This is a genomic window from Caulobacter sp. FV1ye13L, assembly GCF_058681155.1.
The window spans coordinates 4095934-4114149 of the sequence record NZ_CM178732.1 but is presented as its reverse complement, the minus strand read 5'-3'; the positions used below and the strand labels follow the sequence as shown (position 1 = coordinate 4114149).

Genomic DNA, 18216 nt, shown 5'->3' with positions numbered 1-18216 from the left:
CCAGCTGGAGGAAAGGTCGGTATGGGCGCTGCGGTCGCAAGCTATCAGAATTGACAGGGTCTGCCCTCGCCAAGCTGCGGCGAATGCGGCAGGAAGCGCCATGAACCGCTTTGCCTTTCTCGCCCTTGTCCTGGCCGGGGTCTCCTGGGGTCTGGGCTTTCCGCTGGGCAAGCTGGTGCTGCGCGAAACCGACGCCGCCCACATGGTGCTGTTGCGCTTCGCCTCGGCGGCTGTGGTGGCGGCGCCTTTCGCCCTGATGACCGCAGAGGCGCGGGCCTTGTTCCGCTCGCCGGTGGTGCTGCTGGCCGGGGCGCTCTATGGCGTGGCGTTCATGGTGCAGTTCGAGGGGCTGGCCCATGTCAGCGTCACCCTGGCGGCCCTGCTGGTCGGCGCCATGCCGGCCCTGATCGCCATCAGCGCCCGCTTCTTCGGCGAGACCGTCAGCCGGGCCTCGTGGGCGGGCGTGATCGCCGCGACCCTGGGCGCGGCCCTGATCGCCGGCAAGCCGGACGGCGCGGGCTCGCCGCTGGGCGTGGCCCTGTCGGTGGGCTCGCTGTTCATCTTCCTGGCCTGGCTGATCGTCATGCGCCGCGCGCCCAAGGTGAAGGCGCCGATGGCCATTCCGGCGGTGACGATGATCGTGGCGGCGGCGACCATCCTGCCCATCGCCCTGCTGATGCATGGCCCGCCCAGGCTGGACCTTAGCCCCGTCGCCTGGGGCAGCATCATCGGTCAGGGCGTGGTGGCGACCCTGCTGGCCACGGCCGCCTGGCAATATGGCTCGGCCCGGGTCGGCGCCGCCAGCGCCGGGGTGTTCATCAATATCGAGCCGCTGATGGGCGCGGCCATCGGCGTGATGCTGTTTGGCGACCACCTAACGGTGGCCCTGTGCGCCGGCGGCCTGCTGATCGTCGCCGGCAGCTTCGCGGTGGTGCTGGGGGAGAGGAAGGCGGCGAAAGCGGCTGCGGAATAGATCCGCGCGAAAACCCCTTATCATCCCGGGTCTTCCCCCGGCGAAAGCCGGGGGAAGACCCGGGACCGCGACAAACTCAGAGCTTCCGGCGGTCCCGGCTCGGCGCGCTTCGCGCTTGGCCGGGATGACAGGTTCTGGACGGCTAAGCCGCTTCCTTCGCCTTCTTCTTCTCGAACTTCATCGCCCCGTCGTCGACCTTGCCCATCTTCAGGGCCATCAGGTCGAGGGCGTAGTTCTGATAGGCCTTCCACGGCTTCTTGACGCCCTGCTTGGGGAACTTGGCCATGGCCCGCTGGACGTAGCCCGACGAGAAATCCAGCCAGGGCTCGGCCTCCATGCCGGCCTCGTCCAGGCGCGGCACGCAGAAGGCCAGCTTGTTGCGGTCCATGTGGTTGAGCAGCTTGCAGACATACTCGCTGGTCAGGTCGGCCTTCAGAGTCCACGAGGCGTTGGTATAGCCGAACGCCGAGGCCAGGTTGGGCACGTCGCTGAACATCATGCCCTTGTAGCTCATCGCCTTGGACAGATCGGCCACCTTGCCGTCGATCACCAGCTCCATGCCGCTGAGCAGCTGCATCTGCAGGCCGGTGGCGGTGACCACGACGTCGGCGTCGAGGGTCTTGCCGGACTTCAGTTTCAGGCCGGTCGGCGTGAAGCTGTCGATATGGTCGGTGACCACCGAGGCCTTGCCGCCCTTGAGAGCGTCGAAAAGATCGGCGTCGGGCACCAGGCACAGGCGCTGGTCCCAGGGATTGTAGCTGGGGGTGAAGTGGGTCTCGACGTCGTAGTCCGGCCCCAGATGGCCGCGCACCAGATCGATCAGCTGGGCCTTGGTCTTTTCAGGTTTCTTGCGGGCGATGTTGAAGAACAGCATCTGCATCAGCACGTTCTTCCAGCGCGTGATGCCATAGGCGGTCATGGCCGGCAGCTTGGCGCGCAGCCAGTTGGCGATGCCGTCCTCGGCCGGGCGCGAGACCACATAGGTGGGTGAGCGCTGCAACATGGTCACGTGGCGGGCGGTCTTGGCCATTTCCGGCACCAGGGTGACGGCGGTGGCGCCGCTGCCGATCACCACGACGCTCTTGCCGGCATAGTCGAGGTCGGCGGGCCAGAACTGCGGATGGACGATCTTGCCGCCGAAGCTTTCGACGCCGGCGAAGTCGGGCGTGTAGCCGGCCGCATAGTCGTAATAGCCGGCGCACATATAGAGGAAGTTGCAGCTGACGGTGACGCTCTTGCCGGCATGCTCGGCCTCGACCGTCCAGGTGGCGGTGTCGGAAGACCAGCTGGCGCGTTTGACGTGGTGGCCGTAGCGGATCTTCTTGTCGATGCCGTACTCGGTGGCGGTCTCGCGCACATAGTTCAGGATCGACGGGCCGTCGGCGATGGCCTTGGCCTGCCGCCACGGCTTGAACGAATAGCCCAGGGTGTACATGTCGCTGTCGGAGCGGATGCCGGGATAGCGGAACAGGTCCCAGGTGCCGCCGATCGCCTCGCGGCCTTCGAGGATCGCATAGGTCTTGCCCGGGCAATTGGCCTGCAGGTGATAGCCCGCGCCGATGCCCGACAGGCCCGCGCCCACAATAAGAACGTCGAAGTGCTCGGTCGCCATGCCGTATCCCGCCCCTGATGGATGGCCCGGCTGTTCCGGACGCCTTGATATCTGATCAGTGTTCACCAACAAACGACCGTTTCGACGTAGCGTCAACCACGACGCGTCTAAGCGGCGTCGGTTTTCATTGCGCACGGTCGGCTCTCGCGCGTATTGCGGGGCATGTCCCTGCGCGATTTCGGCGTGCTGGTCCTGATCTGTCTGGTCTGGGCCGGCAACAACATCATCTCCAAGATCGTGGTGTCCCACTGGGGCGTGCCGCCGCTGGCCTATGCCTCGGTGCGGTTTGCCCTAGTGGCGCTAGTCACCCTGCCGTGGCTTCTCCCGGCCCCGCGCCCGGTGTGGCGGCTGATCCTGGTGGCCCTGCTGATGGGGGCGGGCAATTTCGCGCTGCTGTTCATGGGCTTCAAGACCGCCTCGCCGTCGGCCGCCTCGGTGATCATCCAGCTGGGCGTGCCGTTCACGACCATCCTGTCGGTCATCATCCTGGGCGAGCGCATTCGCTGGAAGCGCGGCCTGGGCATCGCCCTGACCCTGGCCGGGGCGGTGGTGGTGATGTGGAGCCCGCATGGGCTGGAGCTGTCGGCCGGCCTGTGGCTGATCGCGGCGGCGGCCTTCACCGGCTCGCTGGGCGCGGTGATGATGAAGCAGATGGAAGGCGTCAAACCCTTGCAGTTCCAGGCCTGGGTCGGCTTCTCCTCGTTCCTGCCCCTGGCCCTGATCAGCGCCGTGACCGAGCCCGGCTCCGTTCCGGCGGCGCTCAACGCCGGCTGGCCGTTCGTGGCGGCGGTGGTGTTTTCGGCCCTGGTGGTCTCGGTCGTGGGGCACACGGCCTATTACGGCCTGATCCAGAAGTACGAGGCCAATCTGATCGCGCCCTTGACCCTGATGACGCCGCTGATGACCATCGCCCTGGGCGTCCTGATCACCCATGATCATTTCGACCTACGGATGGGTGTCGGCGCGGCCCTGGCTTTGCTAGGCGTTCTGGTCATCGCCCTGCGCAAGAACCAGGTGATGCCCCTGCTGATGTCTATCCGGAACCGCGTCCAATGACCCTGCCGCTGATCGAGGCGCCGTCGCCCAATTTCGACGCCCGCAAGGCCGTGCCCGACTGCGTGATCCTGCACTATACCGGCATGGAAACCGGCGAGGCCGCGATCGAGCGCCTGCGCGATCCGCAAGCCAAGGTCTCGGCCCACTATGTGGTCGAGGAAGACGGCCGGATCTTCCGCCTGGTGGCCGAGGAGCGCCGCGCCTGGCACGCCGGGGCCGCCTTCTGGAAGGGCGTCAAGGACATCAACTCGGCCTCGATCGGCATCGAGATCGTCAATCCCGGCCACGAGTTCGGCTATCGCGACTTTCCCGACGCCCAGATCGCCTCGGTGATCAACCTGCTGGCCGATGTGCGCTCGCGCTGGATGATCTCCGACAGCCGGATCCTGGGCCATTCCGACATCGCCCCGGCCCGCAAGATCGATCCGGGCGAGCTGTTCCCCTGGAAGCGCCTGGCCGAGAGCGGCCACGGCCTGTGGATCGAGCCGCCCCCGTCGCCTGGCGCGCCGCTGGGCGAGGGTGAGGAGGGCACGGGCGTCTTCGCCCTGCAGGCCGGCCTTACGCGGCTGGGCTATGACTGCGCGCCCACCGGCAAGTACGACGCCCATACCACCACGATCGTCTCGGCCTTCCAGCGCCACTGGCTGCAGACCCGCTTCGACGGCATCGCCGACGGCGAGACTCGCGCCCGGCTGGTGGGCCTGCTGCGGGCGGGCGACTGATGCATCCGGCCAGACCGTTCAGAGTCGAAGATCGCGACACCCTGCTCGCCTTTCTGCGTGAGCATCCGTTCGTAACCGTGGCCGCCAGCGTCGGCGGTCGCCCGATGGTCGCCCAGGCGCCGATCGTGGTGCGCGAGATGCACGACGAACTGGTCATCGACTTCCACCTGTCGCGCGGCAACATCCTGGCGCCGCATCTGGTGCAGGGTTTCCGCGCCGTGATGCTGGCGACGGGGCCCGACGCCTACATCAGCCCTGACGGGTACGAGAGCGCCGACCAGGTCCCGACCTGGAACTACCTATCCGTCGAGGCCGAGGGCTCGGTGGCGGTGCTGAACGAAGCCGAGCTGATCGCCCAGCTCGACAGTCTCTCCGAGCAGGAAGAGGCGCGCCTCCTGCCCAAGCCGCTGTGGACCCGCCACAAGATGGCCCCCGGCAAGTTCGAGGCGATGCTGCGCGGCATCATCGGCGGGCGGCTGTTCGTCGACCGGCTGGAGGGGACCTTCAAGCTGTCGCAGAACAAGAGCGCGGCCGACCGGCTGGGCGCGGCCAAGGGGCTGGGCAAGCACCCGCTGGCCAAGATGATGCGCGAGGTCGAGCGCTGAGGCGCAGCGCCTTGCTGCCTTGCGTTCAGGGTCTGGCCGGGTTCGTCTCACAGAAGCGCACGATGGCGGCGAAGACGCGCTGCGGATCCTCAAGCTCGGGCGTGTGACCCAGATCGTCAAAGGTCACGCAGGCCGCATCCGGTCGCAGGCGCTGGATGGAATGTGCGTTGCCGGCGGGGTGGGAACGATCGGCTGCGCCCCAGATCGAAAGCAGGGGCTGGTGGGCGCGCGGCAGTTCAATGTCGGGGTCCATGTAGCACTGGTAGGCGCTGGCGAGTGACCACTGGGCGCCGTGCTGGAAGGACCGCTCAGCACACCGGCACAAGTCGCCGATCATCTCCTGCTTGCCCACAGAAAGCCCGTACCAGGCCGGCATGCGTTTGGGCGCCATGCGGCGCATCGCGACATGTCCCAGGATCGGCTTGGCCAGGATGCCCTTGGGATCGCGGGCGGCCTTCCAGGCCTTGAACGCCGCGACATCGCCGGCCTGCAACAGGGTCAGACGAGAGACGAGATCGGGATAGCGCGCGGCAATGTCGACGGCGGCATGACCGGCGACACAGGAGAACGCCAGGATGGCGCCTGGCCCGGCCACGGCCCTCAGGAAGACCGCCAGGTCGTCATGGGTTTCGCGAAAACCGAAGCGATAGTCTTCTGCAGCGGCCGAGAAGCCCATCGCCGGCAGCTCAAACGCAATCACGCGGAAACGCTGGGCAAAGATCGCGATCAGGGCGTCATAGACTTCCAGCGTCATCGGCGGATCGACGCTGAAGACGATGGTTTGGCCCTTGCCGGCTTCGCGATAGCGATACTGCACCTTGGGCGACTGGAAGAACCTGACGCCTTCGGAGGCGCTGGCCGGCCAGCCCTCCCGATGCCGGCGCATGCGGCCAAGGGCGCCCGCCGTATCCAGGCGCGTGGCCAGACGATTGAGCCTCCCGGTCATGGCAGGCGCGCCGCGTTGCGATTGGCGATGAACAGCGCGACGCAGGTCAGGGCCAGATAGCCCTCGATCGCCAGATGGCGCGCGACGATCGAGGGCGCGGCGCCGGTCTTGTGGGTCAGCCAGGCATCGCCCAGGGGCAGGATGAGCGCTGCGGTCGCGGTCCAGAACAGGGCGCGTAGATCCCGCCGGACCAGGAAGATCGCCACCAGCGCCGCGACGAAGGCGGTGCGCAGGGCATAGACCTGCACCCAGGCCACAGCGTCTGCGCCACTGACCGGCACGCCATAATAGGTGGCGAAGCCCGTCGGATCGGACAGGGCGCGGGCCACATTCACCGCCTGCAGGAGCGCCAGCGGCACGGACAGCCAGAAGCCGAAAGTCCGCAGGACGGGTCGGCTCGAAGAGGATGGTGTCAAGGTCATGATGTCTCCTATGGACGAGGAGACTAGCGGGCCAACCGCGGCCTGGACGCTTGAGTTTCCGCCCATATAGGTGAATGAATTTAACCCATGAAGCGCGACGCCCCCAGCTTTGCCGCCCTGAGGATCTTCGCCGTGGCGGCGCAGCGGCAGAGCTTTCGCGATGCGGGTCTGGAACTGGGCCTGACGCCCTCGGCGGTCAGTCACCAGGTTCGGGCCGTGGAAGCCTGGGTTGGCGCGCCGCTGTTTCTGCGCCAGGTCCGGCAGGTTCGCCTGACGCCGCTCGGCGAAACCCTGAGCGCGCGTTTGTCGCAAGCCTTCTTCGATATCGACACCGCGCTTGGCCAGGCCAAGCGACAGTCCGTCTCGGCAGGGCTGCGCATCGCGGCGCTGCCGCTGTTCACCAATGTCTGGCTGGTGCCCCGTCTGGCGCGGTTCGAAGCGCTGCATCCAGACCTTTCCCTGTCGATCGACACCGAGGCGCGGGTGGTGGATCTCGAGAAGGGCGAAGCCGATGTCGCCATCCGCAATGTTGCGGCCGTAACCCCCGGCCTGTTTGGCCACAAGCTGCTGGACCTGCGCGCCACGCCGCTGTGCACGCCCGAGATGGCGCAGACCGTGCGCGCGCCACAGGACCTGGCCCGGGCCACCCTGATCGACCTGAGCGTCGGCCGCGCGGGCTGGCCGGAATGGTTTGCGGGGGTCGGTTGCCCGGGCCTGAAGCCGGCCCGCACCCTGACCTTCGACAATGTCCCGTCAGCGATCGACGCCGCAGCGCAAGGGCGCGGCGTGCTCCTGGGCCTGCTGCCGCTGGTGCTCGATGCGCCGAACGCCAGCCGGCTGGTCGCGCCGCTGAAGCATCCCCCGGTGGATGCTGGGGCCTATTTTGTCGTTTGCCGCAAGGCCGATCGCGCCAGCGCCACCGTTCAGGCCTTCATGCACTGGCTGATCGAGGAGATGCAGGCGGATGTCGCCCGGCTGCGACGACTGGAGCGCGAGCGGCTGCAGTGATGGGGGGCGGCGCTGGCCCCGCTGATCCTCCCCCTCTGGGGGAGGTGGCCCAGAGGGCCGGAGGGGGCTACGCGGCGCCGGCCCAGATAGAGCTCCACCCAATTCACGCCGGCGCTGCCCCCTCAGTCGCTCCGCGACAGCTCCCCCGGAAGGGGAGCATCTGACGCCCGCCCTCGGCCCTGGAAAACGGATGAAAAGTTGACCTGCGCCCCATCCCCCGTCAAACACCGTCCCGGACCAGACGGTCGGGCGGTCGCGGTCCTCGCAAGAGGGCCGAGGAAAGTCCGGGCTCCACGGTGACAAGGCGGCGGGTAACGCCCGCCGGGAGCGATCCCAGGGATAGCGCCACAGAAAGCAAACCTCCTCCCTTTCGAGGGCGGGAAGGGTGAAAGGGTGGGGTAAGAGCCCACCGCGGACCTGGCGACAGGGACGGCATGGCAAGCCCCGCCTGGAGCAAGACCGAATAGGGACCCCGCGTCGACCTCGCGTCGACTAGGCCGTCACTGGCTGAGTAGGGTTCGGGTAGGTCGCGAGAACCGTCCAGCAATGGGCGGTCCAGAGGAATGATCGTCGCATTCTCGCCTCTCGGGGCAAGGGTGGCACAGAACCCGGCTTACAGACCGTCTGGTCCGTCTCTCCCCGTCTTGATTGTGGCGGGGAGGGGGCAGACGCCCCCCATCCCCCGTCATCGGACGATTTGACCCCTTGCGGGGCAAGCCTTTGGGCGCCCTCAACACTTAACAGTTCCGTGTATGTTCTGTTGATGGCTTGTGATCACAAGTCACGGGCCCGTGCGACATCTTTGTTTTCGCGGCAAAATGCCCGCTGGTGTCATTGTTTCCCAGTTCATCCCATGTTAACCCAGTTTGGTCGGCGGCGATCGGGTTTCGCCGTGCGACGGGGTCTCAAGGGGTAGGGCGAGGTGTTCCTCTCGACGTTCGAGAAGCAGGTGGACAGCAAGCGGCGCATCGTTGTGCCGCAGGACTTCCGCGCGGCGGTCTCGGGCCCCTTCGACGGCGTGGTTTGCTTCCCCTCCATCGAGGCCGATTGCCTGGAAGGTGGCGGAAAAGCCTTGTTTGACCGTTACTTGGGCGTGATCGAGGAGCTGGAGTTCGGCGATCCGGTCCGCACGGCGCTGGAGACCAGCGTGTTGGGCGGCATGGCCAGGCTGTCGTTTGATACAGCTGGTCGCATTACGCTTCCCGATCACCTGTGCGAGATGTTCGGTCTGAGTGATTGGGTGACTGTCGTCGGTATGGGTGAGCGTTTTCAGATCTGGTCGCGCGAGGCCTTCCAGGCCCACCGCGCCGCGCAACGTGAACTGGCCCGCGAAGGGCTGGCGGCCATGCGGGTTCAGCAGCGCACCGCGCGTATCGGTGGCGCATGACCGAAGCGGCTCCCCACATTTCCGTCCTGCTCAACGAGATCGTTGACGCCCTGGCCCCCAAGCCGGGCGAGACGATCATCGACGGCACCTTCGGCGCCGGCGGCTACACCCGCGCCATCCTCGCCACCGGCGCCAGCGTTGTGGGCTTTGACCGCGACCCGACCGTTCAGCGCTTTGCGCAGGGCCTGCCGGCTGACCGGTTCCGTCTGGTGCAGGACCGCTTCTCGCAGATGGCCGAGCATTTCGAGCCGCAGTCGGTCGATGGCGTGGTGCTGGATATCGGCGTCTCGTCCATGCAGCTGGACGAGGCCGAGCGTGGCTTTTCCTTCATGCGCGACGGCCCTCTGGACATGCGGATGAGCGACACCGGTCCGACGGCCGCCGACCTCGTCAACGAGCTGGACCACACCGAGCTGGCCCGCATCCTTTATGTCTATGGCGAGGAGCACGCCTCGCGCCGCATCGCCAGCTTCCTGGTGCGCCGCCGCGAAGAGCGCAAGTTCGAGCGCACCCTGGATCTGGCCCATGTGATCGAGCGCGCCCTGGGCGGCCGCAAGGGCGCCAAGGTGCATCCGGCCACCCGCTCGTTCCAGGGCCTGCGCATCGCGGTCAATGAAGAACTGGCCGAGCTGGAGGCCGCTCTGGCCGCCGCCGAAGTCATCCTCAAGCCAGGCGGTCGGCTGGCGGTGGTCAGCTTCCATTCGCTGGAAGACCGCATCGTCAAAAACTTCCTGGCCGAGCGGGCCGGTCGCACGCCGGGCGGTTCGCGCCACCTGCCGCAGGCGCCGGCCGGTGCGCCGGCCAGCTTCCAGCTGATCGCCAACAAGGCCATCGCGCCGGGCGAGGCCGAGCTGGCGGTCAATCCGCGCGCCCGCTCGTCCAAGCTGCGCGCCGCCATCCGCACGACCGCTCCGATCTGGGTGGATCTGTCGTGAGCGTCTCGGGTCTGTTCAATCGTCGGGTTCGCGGCTTTCGCATTGTCGAAGTCGTCGGTCTGGGCGTTTTGCTGACCCTGGTCACCGGCGTCTATCTGGCCAAGACGGTCGCCGGCCGCGAGCGCAACGAGATCGCCCGCATCGAGCGCGAGATCGAGGACGAGCAGGCTCGCAAGCGCCTGCTTGAGGCCGAGGTCGCCCATCTGGAACAGCCCCGCCGCATCGAGGCCCTGGCCCTGGCCATGGGTCTGCAGTCCGTTGCGGCCTCCCACGAGACGACCGAGGACGCCCTGATCGACGTGGCCCGCAACCGCGCGCCGCCCGCGCCCGTCGAGCTTAACGCCGAGACGGCGGCGCCCGACGCCCTGGCCGCCGATGCGCCCGAGCCAGGGCCGGACTACGCGCCGATCCTGGAGGGGCCACGATGAGCCTCTCCAACCTGGGTCCGTCCGGCTTTCAGCCCGGCGCGTGGCGCTGGTTGATCGAGCGCGTCTGGCGCCTGGAACACGCCTTCGAGCGCTCGCGCGCCGCCGCCAAGCCCGAAGACGACACCCGCATCCGCATCTTCTTCGTGATGGCCTTTTTTGGCCTGTGCTTCGTGGGCTTGGCCCTGGGGGCAAGCGGCTCGGCCCTGTTCTCCAACGCAGGCAAGGGCGCGGGCTATCTGGCCTCGACCGAGGGCGCACGGGGCGATCTGGTGGACCGCGATGGCCGTCTGCTGGCCGTCGACCTGACCCACTACGCCCTGTACGTCGATCCCAAGGAAGTCTGGGACAAGCCCGAAGCGCGTCGCGCGCTCGGCAAGGCCCTGCCCGAAGTGCCCGCCAAGCGCCTGGACAAGGTCGTGTTCGGCGACCGTCGCACCTTCCTGCTGGGCGGCCTGACGCCTGAGCAGAAGGACGCCATCTTCAACCTGGGTCTGCCGGGCATCTCGTTCGAGGAGCAGGGTCGCCGGGTCTATCCGCTAGGCGCCACCGCCGCTCATCTGGTCGGTTTCGTCGACAGCGGCGGCAAGGGTCTGGCCGGGGCCGAGCGGGCTCTGGACAAGCCGATCCGGCAGGCGGCCGGCGGCGGTGGTCCCACCGTGCTGTCGATCGACATCCGCGTGCAGGCCGCCCTGGAAGACGAGTTGCGCAAGGCTGCGCAGGAGTTCCAGCCACGCGGCGCGGTGGGCCTGGTGACCAATGTCCACACCGGCGAAATCCTGGGCATGGCCAGCTATCCCGACTTCGATCCCAACAAGGCCGGGACCGCCACCGACGACCAGAAGCTGAACCGGGCGGCCGGCGCGGTGTATGAAATGGGCTCGACCTTCAAGGCCTTTACCGTGGCCATCGGCCTGGATACCGGCGTCGCCACCCCGACCTCGACCTTCGACGCTCGCGAGCCCTACAAGCTGGGCTATCGGACGATCCACGACTACCACGCCGCCAAGGCGATCCTGACCCTGGTTGAGGTGTTCAAGCACTCGTCCAACATCGGCACCGCCAAGCTGGCGGTCGGCGTCGGGGCCCAGCGGCTGAGCCAGTATTTCACCAATCTGGGCCTGACCAAGCCGGCCAAGGTCGAGCTGCTGGAATCGGCGCGCCCCCTGACCCCGCGCAAGTGGGACGAGGACGCTGTGGCCTCCACCTCGTTTGGCCACGGCATGAACATCACGCCCCTGGCCCTGGCCGAGGCCATGGGCCCGCTGCTGAATGGCGGCGCCCGTCCGCCCCTGACCATCCGCAAACTGGCCCAGGGCGTGCGGCCCGAAGGCCCGCGCGTGCTGACCGAGGAAACCTCGCAACAGATGCTGCGGATCATGCGGGCCAATGTCATTCCCGGCGAAGGCGGCAGTGGCGGCAAGGCCGACGTGGCCGGCCTGTCGGTGGGCGGCAAGACCGGCACCGGCGAGAAGTACGACCCCGCCCTCAAGGCCTATAACCACCAGCGTCAGGTCTCGTCCTTCGCGGCGGTGTTCCCGACCGACGGTCCGCTGGAGGCCGACCGCTATTTTGTGCTGATCCTGCTGGACGAACCCAAGGGCAACGCCCGCACCTTCGGTTTCTCGACGGGCGGCTGGGTAGCGGCGCCGGCCGCCGGCAAGGTGATCGAGCGCATCGCCCCGTTCCTGGGCGTGCATCGCAAGCCGCAGATCATGACCGTCTCCAACTCGCAAAACACCAGCCCCGGAACCGGCCTGTGACCAAGACGCTTTCCGACCTTCTCCAGCGCGACCTGCCAGACAACCCGGTGATCACCGGGGTGACGGCCGACAGCCGCAAGGTCGGGCCCGGAACCCTGTTCGCCGCCCTGCCGGGCACGAAAGTCGATGGCGCCAGCTTCGCCCCCGGGGCCATCGCCGCCGGCGCGGCCGCCGTGCTGGGTCCGCTCGGCATGGAGACCTTTTCGGTCCCGACCGTGAAGGTCGAGGATCCGCGCCGCGCCTACGCCCTGGCCTCGGCCGCTTTCTGGGGCGTCCAGCCGGCGATCTGCATCGCCATCACCGGCACCAACGGCAAGACCTCGGTCGCCGGCTTCTGTCGCCAGATCTTCGCGCGACTCGGTCACAAGGCCGCCAGCATGGGTACCCTGGGCGTCGTGGTCAGTGGGCCCGGCGCTGCGGACCAGCAACTGACCCCTCCTGGCCTCACCACCCCCGACGCGGCCGATGTCGCCGAGATGATGGCGCGTCTGGCGCGCGAGGGTGTCACCCACCTGGCGGTCGAGGCCTCGTCGCATGGCGTCGATCAACGTCGCCTGGACGGGGTGAGCCTGAAGGCCGCCGGCTTCACCAACTTCACCCAGGATCACCTGGACTATCACGGCTCGATGGAGAGCTATCGCGACGCCAAGCTGCGCCTGTTCGACGCCCTGCTGCCGATGGGCGCGACGGCGGTGCTGAACAGCGACAGCGACGCGTTTCCGGTCTTCGCCGCCACAGCGGTGACCTCGGGCCAGAGCGTGTTCTCCGTCGGCGACGAAGGGCAGGGGCTCAAGCTGGTCTCGCGCGCCCTGACCCCGCACGGCCAGACCCTGACGGTCGAGGCGGCGGGCCAGACCTACACCGTTGAGCTGCCGCTGGCCGGCGGGTTCCAGGCCAGCAACGTGCTGGTCGCGGCAGGCCTGTGCATCGCCACCGGCGAGGACGCGGCCGCTGTACTGAAAGCGCTGGAGAGCCTGGAAGGCGCGGCCGGACGGCTTCAGCGCGTGGGTCGCGGCGCCCGGGGCGGCGAGGCCTATGTCGACTATGCCCACACGCCCGATGGTCTGGAGACCGTCCTGGAAGCCCTGCGCCCCCACACGGCCGGCAAGCTGATCGTGGTGTTCGGCGCGGGCGGTGATCGCGATCGCGGCAAGCGGCCGCTGATGGGCGAGATCGCCGCGCGGCTGGCCGATATCGCCATCGTCACCGATGACAATCCGCGCTCGGAAGAGCCCGCCTCGATCCGCGCCGCCATCCTGGCTGCCGCGCCCGGCGCCACCGAGATCGGCGACCGCCGCGCCGCCATCCGCGCCGCCGCCGCCCAGATGGTCGAGGGCGACGTGCTGGTGGTGGCCGGCAAGGGTCACGAGCAGGGCCAGCTGGTGGCCGGCGTCAACCACCCGTTCGACGATGTGACCGAAACCCTCGCTGCGCTGGAGATGGCTGATGTCTGAGCCCCTCTGGACCGCCCAAGAGATCGCCGCCGCGACCGGCGGCAAGGTCACGCAGGACTTCGCCGCGACCGGCGTCTCGATCGACAGCCGCAGCATCGAGCCCGGCGACCTGTTCGTGGCCCTGACCGGCGCGCGGGACGGCCATGAGTTCGTCGTCCAGACCAATGACAAGGGCGCGGCCGGCGCGCTCGTTTCCAAGCCTGTGCCCGTGCCGGCGGTGCTGGTCGAAGACACCTTCCGCGGCCTGGAACGCCTGGGCGAGGCGGCTCGCCTGCGCGCCCCTCAGGCCCGTCGCGGCGCGATCACCGGCTCGGTCGGCAAGACCAGCGTCACCCGCGCGGTCGAGGCCGGCCTGCGCCTGGCCGGCAAGGCCCACGCCTCGGTCAAGTCGTACAACAACCATATCGGCGTTCCCCTGACCCTGGCCCGCATGCCGCGCGACACCGAGCGCGCCGTGTTCGAGGTCGGCATGAACCACGCCGACGAGATCGTGCCGCTGTCGCGGATGATCCGTCCGCACGCCGTGGCCATCACCACCGTCGGCCCCGTGCACCTGGAAAACTTCGCCGACGGCGAGGCGGGCGTGGCCCGCGCCAAGGCCGAGATCTTTGCCGGCCTGGAGCCCGAGGGCGTGGCGGTGCTGAACGCCGACAATCCCTGGTTCGACCTGCTGAAGGCCGAGGCCGAGAAGGCCGGCGCGGCCGTCTGGAGCTTCGGCTCGGGCGAGGGCGTCACCGCCCGGCTGCTGGCGTTCGAGGTCATTGACGACGGCGCCCTGGTCACCGTCGATCTGCGCGGCGAGCTGATCAAGTTCCCGCTTCTGCAGACCGGCGTCCATTGGGGCCCCAACAGCCTGTGCGTGCTGCTGATGCTGGAAGCCCTGGGCGTGGATCGCGACACCGCCCTGCGGGCCCTGGCGACCTTCGAGCCGATCGAGGGGCGCGGCGCCGAGACGATCGTCAAGATCGACGGCGGCGCCTTCACCCTGGTCGACGAGAGCTACAACGCCAATCCGGTCTCGATGCAGGCGGCCCTGACGACGCTGGGCGCGCGCAAGGTTGCGGGCCGGCGGATCACCGTTTTGACCGACATGCTCGAACTGGGCGAGGGCAGCGCCCGGTTTCACGCCGAGCTTGCAGGCCCGCTGGACGCCGCCAAGGTCGATCTTGTCTTTCTGGCAGGCGTCCACATGAAATCACTGTGGGAGGCGCTTCCGCCGACTCGGCGGGGCGGCTACGCGGAGATTACCGAAAAGTTAACGACGGAACTGACGGCCGCGATCCGGCCGGGCGACGTGGTGATGGTTAAGGGGTCGAATGGCTCCAGGGCTGGCGTTCTGGCCAAGGCTCTGGCGGCGCTTGATCTTGGGGGACGGGGCTGATGCTGTATTTTCTGTATGAATGGCTGGCGCGCTCCCAGGAGCACGTGCCGCTGCTGAACCTGCTGAAGTACCTGACCTTCAGGACCGGCATGGCCATGCTGACGGCCTATATCGTCGCCGTCGCCATGGGCTCGCGCTTTATCCGCTGGATGAAGGCCCGCCAGGGCAAGGGCCAGCCGATCCGCACCGACGGCATCGCCCGCCACATCACCGAAAAGGCCGGCACGCCCACCATGGGCGGCTTCATGATCCTGGCCGGCCTGTTCGTGGGCGCCATCCTGTGGGCCGACCTGCGCAACGTCCATGTCTGGGTGGTGCTGCTGATCACCGGCAGCTACGGCGTGCTGGGCTTCATGGACGACTACGCCAAGGTCACCAAGCAGACCACGGCCGGACTCTCCAGCGGCCAGAAGCTGGTCGCCCAGTTCATCGTGGCCATCGCCGCCACCGTGCTGCTGATCCTGTTTGCGCCCAAGGAAGACATGGCGCCGGGCATGGAGACCAGCCTGGTCTTCCCGTTCTTCAAGACGCTGGTGATCAATCTGGGCTGGTTCTACGTGGCCTTCGCCGCCGTCACCATCGCCGGCTTCTCCAACGCCGTGAACCTGACCGACGGGCTGGACGGCCTGGCCATCGTGCCGGTGATGATCGCCGCGGCCACCTTCGGCCTGATCACCTATCTGGTCGGCAACTACAAGTTCGCCGACTATCTGAACCTGCACTTCGCGCCCGGCGTCGGCGAGCTGGCGGTGCTGTGCGGCGCGATCATCGGCGGGGGCATGGGCTTCCTCTGGTACAACGCGCCCCCCGCCAAGATCTTCATGGGCGACACCGGCTCGCTGGCGCTGGGCGGCGCCTTGGGCGCGATCGCCGTGTGCTCCAAGCACGAGCTGGTGCTGGGCATTGTCGGCGGCCTGTTCGTGGCCGAGGCGCTCAGCGTCATCATCCAGGTCGGCTACTTCAAGAAGACCGGCAAGCGGGTCTTCCTGATGGCCCCGATCCACCACCATTTCGAGAAGCTGGGCTGGCCTGAATCCACCGTCGTGATCCGCTTCTGGATCGTGGCGATGATGCTGTCCTTCGTCGGCCTCGCCACCCTGAAGCTGAGATAGGGAGCCAGATCATGATCCCCGTCCGTGGTTTCGAGGGCAAGACCGTCGCGGTGTTCGGCCTGGGCCGCACCGGCCTGACGGCCGCACGCGCCCTCGTGGCCGGCGGGGCCAATGTGGCGGTGTGGGACGAGAACCCCGCCAGCCAGGACGCCGCCATGGCCGAGGGCTTCAAGGTCGTCGACCTGCGCTCGGCCGACTGGAGCCTGTTCTCGGCCCTGATGCTGTCGCCCGGCGTGCCGCTGACCCATCCCCAGCCGCACTGGACGGTGAAGATGGCCCGCGACGCCGGGGTCGAGATCCTGGGCGACATCGAGCTGTTCGCCCGCACGGTCAACGCCGCCCCGCCGCACAAGCGCCCCAAGATCATCGCCATCACCGGCACCAACGGCAAGTCGACGACCACGGCCCTGATCGGCCACCTGTGCGCCTCGGCCGGCCGCGACACCCGGGTCGGCGGCAATATCGGGACCGGCGTGCTGGGCCTGGAAGACATGCACGGCGGCGCCGTCTATGTGCTGGAACTCTCCTCGTACCAGCTGGACCTGACCAGCAGCCTCAAGGCCGACGCCACGGTGCTGCTGAACATCTCGCCCGACCACCTGGACCGTCACGGCGGCATGGACGGCTATATCGCCGCCAAGCGCCGGATCTTCCTCAACCAGGGCAAGGGCGACACCGCCATCATCGGCGTCGACGATCCCTGGTGCCAGCAGATCTGCACCGAGATTACCGCCGCCAACCGCCGCACCATCTGGCCGATCAGCGCCGGCAAGGCCATGGGCCGGGGCGTCTATGCCCTGCAGGGCGTGCTGTATGACGCCACCGGCGACCGGGTCACCGAGATGGCCGACCTGCTGCGCGCCCGCAGCCTGCCGGGCCGCCACAACTGGCAGAACGCCTGCGCCGCCTATGCCGCCGCCACCGCCATCGGCATCCCGGCCCATGACGTGGTCGAGGGCCTGCTGACTTTCCCGGGCCTGGCTCACCGGATGGAGACCGTCGGCAAGATCGGCCGCGTGCGCTTCGTCAACGACAGCAAGGCCACCAACGCCGACGCCGCCCGTCAGGCGATGAGCAGCTATCCCAAGTTCTACTGGATCGCCGGCGGCGTGCCCAAGGCCGGCGGCATCAGTGAGCTGACCGACCTCTTCCCGCGCGTGGCCAAGGCCTATCTGATCGGCGACGCGGCCGAAGACTTCGCCGCCACGCTGGAGGGCAAGGCCCCGGTGCGGCTATGCGGGTCTATTGAGGTGGCCACGGCGGCGGCGTTCTCGGACGCCATGGACAGCGGCGAGGACGCCATCGTGCTGCTGTCGCCGGCCTGCGCGTCGTTCGACCAGTTCGCGGACTTTGAGGCCCGGGGCGAGGCGTTCCGCGCGGCGGTCGAGGGGCTGGGGAAGATCGGGGCTAAGGCGGCGCGGGGGTAGTTGGGGGCGGCCGACAGCCAGAGCAAGCTCGCCTCCAAGGATTTCAGGGCGCGGCCTGGCCGCTGGGCCTGTTTTGCGAAGCTCAACCTTATCAACCGTCATTCCCGCCCTTGTGGCGGGAACCCCTGATTCAGCCGCACGTGAAGCGCCGGCGAAGTGCGCGCGCACTTCGCCCCTCCCGCACCTGCGGCGGATAGAGAGGTTCCCGCCACAAGGGCGGGAATGACGGGAGAGGAGAGGGCGGAGCGGGGCTTCGCGCTCCCTAAACCCGCTTTACCCCCACAATCGCCACCGGCGGATTGATCATCTGGCCCTTCATGCTCGGGTTCTGCGGCACCCCATCCGTCTTTGAGGCCAGGATCTTGCGGACCACGTCCATGCCCTTGACCACCGTGCCGAAGGCCGCGAAGCCCTGGTTATCACCCGGGGCGCCGGGCTTGGCGTCGAGATAGGCCATCGGGCTGACGCAGATGAAAAAGTCGGCCGTGGCGCTGCCCGGCTCGTTGCGGGCCATCGAGATGGTCCCGGCCTTGTGCCTGATCCCCGTCATCCGCGTGCTCTCGTGGGCGATGGGCGCGAAGCGGCGGGTGCGGATCGAGGGGCCGGCCTGGATCGAGCCGTTGGTCGGCGCACCCCGAGCCCGCGAGGCGCGATAGAAGCTGCCGCCGTCGAACTTCTTCTTGTCGACATAGCGCAGGAAGTTGGCGCTGGTGATCGGCGCCTTCTTGTCTTCCAGTTCGACCACGATCACGCCCTGCGCGGTCTCGATCGCCACCCGGGGCTTGGCGCTCTGGGCGTGCGCCGACAGCGGGCTGACCAGCAACAGTCCGGCCCCGACCAGCAGGCTTCGGCGGGCGATCCAGGCGTCTTTCATCGTCATCCTCGGGCGGCAAACAGCGGCCTCACCCTTAGCGCGCCGCCGCCGGCCCATCCACAGGCGAAAAGTCCGCCGCCTTTCGCCGCATATCCCCCGCCGACAAGCGTGGCA

Annotated in this window: 17 protein-coding genes and 1 other RNA gene; 14 read left to right on the top strand and 4 right to left on the bottom strand. The window is 68.0% G+C overall.

What is annotated here, in order from left to right:
- Positions 1-100: 100 nt before the first annotated feature.
- Positions 101-973, top strand: a complete 873-nt coding sequence (locus tag ACW176_RS19855) for a DMT family transporter (RefSeq protein WP_492110359.1) — start codon at positions 101-103, stop codon at positions 971-973.
- A 142-nt stretch (positions 974-1115) separates the two neighbouring features.
- Here the strand turns inward: ACW176_RS19855 and ACW176_RS19850 are convergent, their stop codons facing one another.
- Positions 1116-2585, bottom strand: coding sequence for a flavin-containing monooxygenase (locus ACW176_RS19850; protein ID WP_492110358.1), 1470 nt, complete (start codon positions 2583-2585; stop codon positions 1116-1118).
- 162 nt (positions 2586-2747) lie between these two features.
- On the opposite strand from ACW176_RS19850, the gene ACW176_RS19845 reads away from it, so the two are divergent.
- Genes ACW176_RS19845 through ACW176_RS19835 form a run of 3 tightly spaced genes read left to right on the top strand, consistent with a single transcriptional unit; the run spans position 2748 to position 4968 of the window.
- Complete coding sequence (locus tag ACW176_RS19845; protein WP_419252038.1) at positions 2748-3641, top strand: DMT family transporter; 894 nt, start codon at positions 2748-2750, stop codon at positions 3639-3641.
- Positions 3638-4363, top strand: a complete 726-nt coding sequence (locus tag ACW176_RS19840; protein ID WP_492110357.1) for a peptidoglycan recognition protein family protein — start codon at positions 3638-3640, stop codon at positions 4361-4363. Before ACW176_RS19845 ends, ACW176_RS19840 begins: the two co-directional genes overlap by 4 nt.
- On the top strand, positions 4363-4968 hold the full coding sequence (locus ACW176_RS19835) for an FMN-binding negative transcriptional regulator (RefSeq protein WP_492110356.1): 606 nt from the start codon (positions 4363-4365) through the stop codon (positions 4966-4968). Before ACW176_RS19840 ends, ACW176_RS19835 begins: the two co-directional genes overlap by 1 nt.
- 25 nt (positions 4969-4993) lie before the next feature.
- Here ACW176_RS19835 and ACW176_RS19830 read toward each other — a convergent pair whose 3' ends face one another.
- Together ACW176_RS19830 and ACW176_RS19825 are read right to left on the bottom strand one after the other, a co-directional pair.
- Positions 4994-5914: an alpha/beta fold hydrolase gene (locus ACW176_RS19830; protein WP_492110355.1), complete on the bottom strand. Its 921-nt coding sequence runs from the start codon at positions 5912-5914 to the stop codon at positions 4994-4996.
- Positions 5911-6336, bottom strand: a complete 426-nt coding sequence (locus tag ACW176_RS19825; RefSeq protein ID WP_492110354.1) for a DUF4267 domain-containing protein — start codon at positions 6334-6336, stop codon at positions 5911-5913. The genes ACW176_RS19830 and ACW176_RS19825 overlap by 4 nt, the downstream gene beginning before the upstream one ends.
- An 87-nt stretch (positions 6337-6423) precedes the next feature.
- Between ACW176_RS19825 and ACW176_RS19820 the strand changes: the two genes are divergently transcribed.
- From ACW176_RS19820 to murD, 10 genes are all read left to right on the top strand, one after another.
- The gene (locus ACW176_RS19820; RefSeq protein WP_492110353.1) at positions 6424-7344 is read left to right on the top strand and encodes a LysR substrate-binding domain-containing protein; all 921 of its coding nucleotides are present in this window, start codon (positions 6424-6426) and stop codon (positions 7342-7344) included.
- A gap of 237 nt (positions 7345-7581) precedes the next feature.
- Positions 7582-7976: RNase P RNA component class A (rnpB, locus tag ACW176_RS19815), an RNA gene on the top strand.
- Positions 7977-8266: 290 nt separating this feature from the next.
- The gene (locus ACW176_RS19810; RefSeq protein ID WP_492110352.1) at positions 8267-8731 is read left to right on the top strand and encodes a division/cell wall cluster transcriptional repressor MraZ; all 465 of its coding nucleotides are present in this window, start codon (positions 8267-8269) and stop codon (positions 8729-8731) included.
- Positions 8728-9666: a 16S rRNA (cytosine(1402)-N(4))-methyltransferase RsmH gene (gene rsmH / locus ACW176_RS19805; protein ID WP_492110351.1), complete on the top strand. Its 939-nt coding sequence runs from the start codon at positions 8728-8730 to the stop codon at positions 9664-9666. The genes ACW176_RS19810 and rsmH overlap by 4 nt, the downstream gene beginning before the upstream one ends.
- Positions 9663-10094: a cell division protein FtsL gene (gene ftsL / locus ACW176_RS19800; protein ID WP_492110350.1), complete on the top strand. Its 432-nt coding sequence runs from the start codon at positions 9663-9665 to the stop codon at positions 10092-10094. The genes rsmH and ftsL overlap by 4 nt, the downstream gene beginning before the upstream one ends.
- Positions 10091-11854, top strand: coding sequence for a peptidoglycan D,D-transpeptidase FtsI family protein (locus ACW176_RS19795; protein WP_492110349.1), 1764 nt, complete (start codon positions 10091-10093; stop codon positions 11852-11854). The genes ftsL and ACW176_RS19795 overlap by 4 nt, the downstream gene beginning before the upstream one ends.
- A complete protein-coding gene (locus ACW176_RS19790) occupies positions 11851-13308 on the top strand; it encodes a UDP-N-acetylmuramoyl-L-alanyl-D-glutamate--2,6-diaminopimelate ligase (protein WP_492110348.1) in 1458 nt (485 codons plus the stop codon). The genes ACW176_RS19795 and ACW176_RS19790 overlap by 4 nt, the downstream gene beginning before the upstream one ends.
- Positions 13301-14689: a UDP-N-acetylmuramoyl-tripeptide--D-alanyl-D-alanine ligase gene (locus ACW176_RS19785; RefSeq protein ID WP_492110347.1), complete on the top strand. Its 1389-nt coding sequence runs from the start codon at positions 13301-13303 to the stop codon at positions 14687-14689. The genes ACW176_RS19790 and ACW176_RS19785 overlap by 8 nt, the downstream gene beginning before the upstream one ends.
- Positions 14689-15801 carry a phospho-N-acetylmuramoyl-pentapeptide-transferase gene (mraY, locus tag ACW176_RS19780; protein WP_492110346.1) on the top strand — a complete coding sequence of 371 codons (1113 nt, stop codon included), beginning with the start codon at positions 14689-14691 and terminating at the stop codon, positions 15799-15801. The genes ACW176_RS19785 and mraY overlap by 1 nt, the downstream gene beginning before the upstream one ends.
- A gap of 11 nt (positions 15802-15812) precedes the next feature.
- Entirely contained in the window at positions 15813-17228 is a 1416-nt protein-coding gene (gene murD, locus ACW176_RS19775; protein WP_492110345.1) for a UDP-N-acetylmuramoyl-L-alanine--D-glutamate ligase, read from the top strand.
- A 262-nt stretch (positions 17229-17490) separates the two neighbouring features.
- Here the strand turns inward: murD and ACW176_RS19770 are convergent, their stop codons facing one another.
- Complete coding sequence (locus tag ACW176_RS19770; RefSeq protein WP_492110344.1) at positions 17491-18102, bottom strand: peptidylprolyl isomerase; 612 nt, start codon at positions 18100-18102, stop codon at positions 17491-17493.
- Between the last annotated feature and the right edge of the window lie 114 nt (positions 18103-18216).